This is a genomic window from Candidatus Binatia bacterium, from assembly GCA_036382395.1.
Lineage (GTDB): Bacteria > Desulfobacterota > Binatia > HRBIN30 > HRBIN30 > JAGDMS01.
In genome coordinates this window covers 1-2,639 of the sequence record DASVHW010000163.1, presented here as the reverse complement: position 1 = coordinate 2,639, position 2,639 = coordinate 1, and the positions used below count along the sequence as shown (strand labels likewise).

Genomic DNA, 2,639 nt, shown 5'->3' with positions numbered 1-2,639 from the left:
GAGAAGTACTACCTGTTCGGCAAGCTGGAGTTCTACCTCGACAAGCTGACCTACCAGGGGGCCTGGCAACGCAAGTTCGGCTGGCAGGGCGAGTTGCTGGCCGACTTCCAGGTGGCGGCGTTCCTTCTGGCACCCAGTCAGCGGCCCGATGGCGCGGTCGACTACAACGTTGGATCGAACATGAGCTTCTATTGTGTCGAGAACACCAGGCGGAACCAGTCCACCCTCGCGGGTATCAAGCCAACTCCGAGATCCGAGTTCTACTCGCGGATCGTCTTTGATCCTAACCTGTTCGAAGTGAGCTCGCTGTCGCGCTTTGGGAAGTGAGCGGCTCGTTGCTCGGCCGTCAGGAATCGCAGGTGCGGAGTCGGCGCGCTTCTCGGTGGTGACGGCGACGCTGTTTCCGTGCTCGTCATGGCATCACGCACGGAACGACCTGGCGGCTGTGACGGCGGTAGATACGAAAATCGTCATCGGTGGTGAGGACGACGGGCCCGGGCAGGATTTCGGTCATGCGGACGATGCACGCGTCAGCGAGGCTCATTGGCAGGTTCGCATACTTGCGCATGAGCTTCAGGACCGGCTCCAGTTCATTGGATAGGTCGAAGCTCGGCATCACGGCGCTGCGACGAAGAAGTTCGGCGAGCCTGGACTCACCGGTTGTTCCGAGAAGGTGGAAGGTTTCCGACAAGACGGCCTCACAGGTGATCCACGGCGGCGGAAAGCGCGGCGCCTGCATGGCCGCCCAGCGGTGATGGCGATCCCTGCGGCTGAGCAGTGCTACTAGGAAGCCTGCGTCAACCAGGACGCTTCTGTCCATAGCCCGTGGCCTTCAGGTAGTGCTTCTTGCGCGCGCTCAGGTCCACGGGCAACCCACCGACCGAGCCGATGAGATCGGCGATGCCATCGAGCGGGCCAGGCCGACGGCGCCGAGCGGATGTCGGGGGCTGGCGGAGCCTTTCCCGGACCACATCGGACTTTGAGATCTTGCGGGCGTAAGACTCGGCTTCAATCTCGGCCACAAGCGGCTCGGGTAGCCGCACGGTGAGCGTCTTCATGAAGCTCTTGTATTACGAGCCCGACATCCGTGCAAGACATGGGAGTGACGATGACGTTGTCGATCACCTGAGCGATCAGCCGTCAGCGTCGGAGCAACGGAACGCCGCGTCCAAGGCACGCCTGTCCAGTAAATTGGAAAATCCTTCTGCCGCGTTGTCCACTGGGGTGGACACGCAACGGCAGGGCAACGGTACTCGGACGCATTCGAGTTGGCTGAAACCTCCTGGCACCGATCATGCTGTTGCATCGGTACGGCAATAGAAATTGGGCGCGAAGCAGGACTCGTGCGGGTGCACTCTGACCCGAGCGATGGGCACTGAAGGGGGACAGCGCATGGCTCTGGAATTAACCGGCACGGCAACGCCGCTCACTGAGGGTAACGTGACGCAGGGGACGCAATGAACTCGTCTTCCGCTCTCCGTTCCGCCGACGCCACGGCCATTGCGCGGCGCAAGGAGCCGCTCGCTAGCGGCGCTTGGCGTTCCGAGCCTGTGGCACTCGAGTCAAATCTTCCGCCGGAGTTGCCCGAAGCCACCCAACCCTGTCCTGAGCCCCGTCGAAGGAGGGGAGCGGCCCCGCCGAACTTCCGCTGGGCGCAGCCCGCAAGCCTTCTCCACGAGTGTAACGGCGGGACTACCGACTGTCTCCTGCAGCAACTCCCGCAGGCGATGGTGCTCGTCGATGCCAGAGGCACCGTGGGCGGTTTGAACGAGCGTGCGGCCGCGATCGTCGCGCAAGCGGATGGATTGTTGATCTCTCGCGGCGTCCTGCGGTGCGCGCGTCCCGCGGATACCGGCGCGTTGCATCGGCTCATCGCTGACGTTGCTCAGCGGAACGGACACCGAGACGGCGCGACACGGTACGGATTGCGGATTCACCGGCCGGTGGGGCGCCGGCCGCTGACGGCCTTGGTTACAGCCCTGGGATGCGAGAACGTTCTCCAGAATGGCGAGGCCGTGGTCGCGGTGCTCGCCAATGACCCGGAGCATGCGCCGGCGATTGACGCGCAGATGCTGCGCGCCTGGTACGATTTGACGCCGGCGGAGGCGCGGGTGGGCATGTTGCTGGCCAGCGGTCACAGCCTTGCTGAGATCGTCGAGCGCCTCGGCATCGGTGTCAATACCGCGCGCACTCACCTCAAGGACATCTTCGCCAAGACGGACACGCGCCGCCAAGGAGAACTGATCCGGTTGCTGCTCAGCAACCCCACGCTCGGGCCGGTGCCGGCGGCTGGCTTGGGAGTTCAACTAACCGGTCGCATGGAGAGGAGCGGGTAGGGCGCGCCCGGCTCGGAAAGGAGCAGCCGGATGGCATTCACCGAGGAGCAGGTCATGCTCTGCTTGGCGGCGCTCAGCTAGCGAGGGTATCTGGACGCGGGCCCGGGACACACCAACGCGATCGGGCTGGCGATCCCGCGGGGGCTGCAGACGCTCGCTCCCGTGCGCGATGCGTGGGACATCGTGTGGGGGCCGGCGTGCTGTCGCGCGCCGGTGACCGTGTTCGACGATACGCTCGTGTACGTCGTCCGTTGCCGCCTCACTCCGGCGCGGTACGTGGTCGTCATTCGCGGCACGAATCCG

General features: G+C 64.5%; 4 protein-coding genes. 2 read left to right on the top strand and 2 right to left on the bottom strand.

Annotation, left to right across the window (positions count from 1 at the left end; all coding sequences use genetic code 11):
- Positions 1–327, top strand: a 327-nt coding sequence (locus tag VF515_07630) for a hypothetical protein (GenBank protein ID HEX7407507.1), incomplete at its 5' end; no start/stop codon positions are given.
- An 85-nt stretch (positions 328–412) separates the two neighbouring features.
- On the opposite strand, the gene VF515_07625 is transcribed toward VF515_07630, so the two are convergent.
- Together VF515_07625 and VF515_07620 are read right to left on the bottom strand one after the other, a co-directional pair.
- Positions 413–820 (bottom strand): PIN domain-containing protein, encoded by a 408-nt coding sequence (locus VF515_07625; protein ID HEX7407506.1) that lies wholly within the window; start codon positions 818–820, stop codon positions 413–415.
- Positions 798–1,058 (bottom strand): CopG family transcriptional regulator, encoded by a 261-nt coding sequence (locus VF515_07620; GenBank protein HEX7407505.1) that lies wholly within the window; start codon positions 1,056–1,058, stop codon positions 798–800. Before VF515_07620 ends, VF515_07625 begins: the two co-directional genes overlap by 23 nt.
- A gap of 669 nt (positions 1,059–1,727) precedes the next feature.
- On the opposite strand from VF515_07620, the gene VF515_07615 reads away from it, so the two are divergent.
- Positions 1,728–2,336 (top strand): helix-turn-helix transcriptional regulator, encoded by a 609-nt coding sequence (locus VF515_07615; protein HEX7407504.1) that lies wholly within the window; start codon positions 1,728–1,730, stop codon positions 2,334–2,336.
- Positions 2,337–2,639 lie beyond the last annotated feature (303 nt).

Bases quoted from the DNA above. Each gene is read 5' to 3' on its own strand.
- VF515_07615 (HEX7407504.1), top strand. From the start codon at position 1,728: ATGGTGCTCGTCGATGCCAGAGGCACCGTGGGCGGTTTGAACGAGCGT.
- VF515_07620 (HEX7407505.1), bottom strand. From the start codon at position 1,058: ATGAAGACGCTCACCGTGCGGCTACCCGAGCCGCTTGTGGCCGAGATT.
- VF515_07625 (HEX7407506.1), bottom strand. From the start codon at position 820: ATGGACAGAAGCGTCCTGGTTGACGCAGGCTTCCTAGTAGCACTGCTC.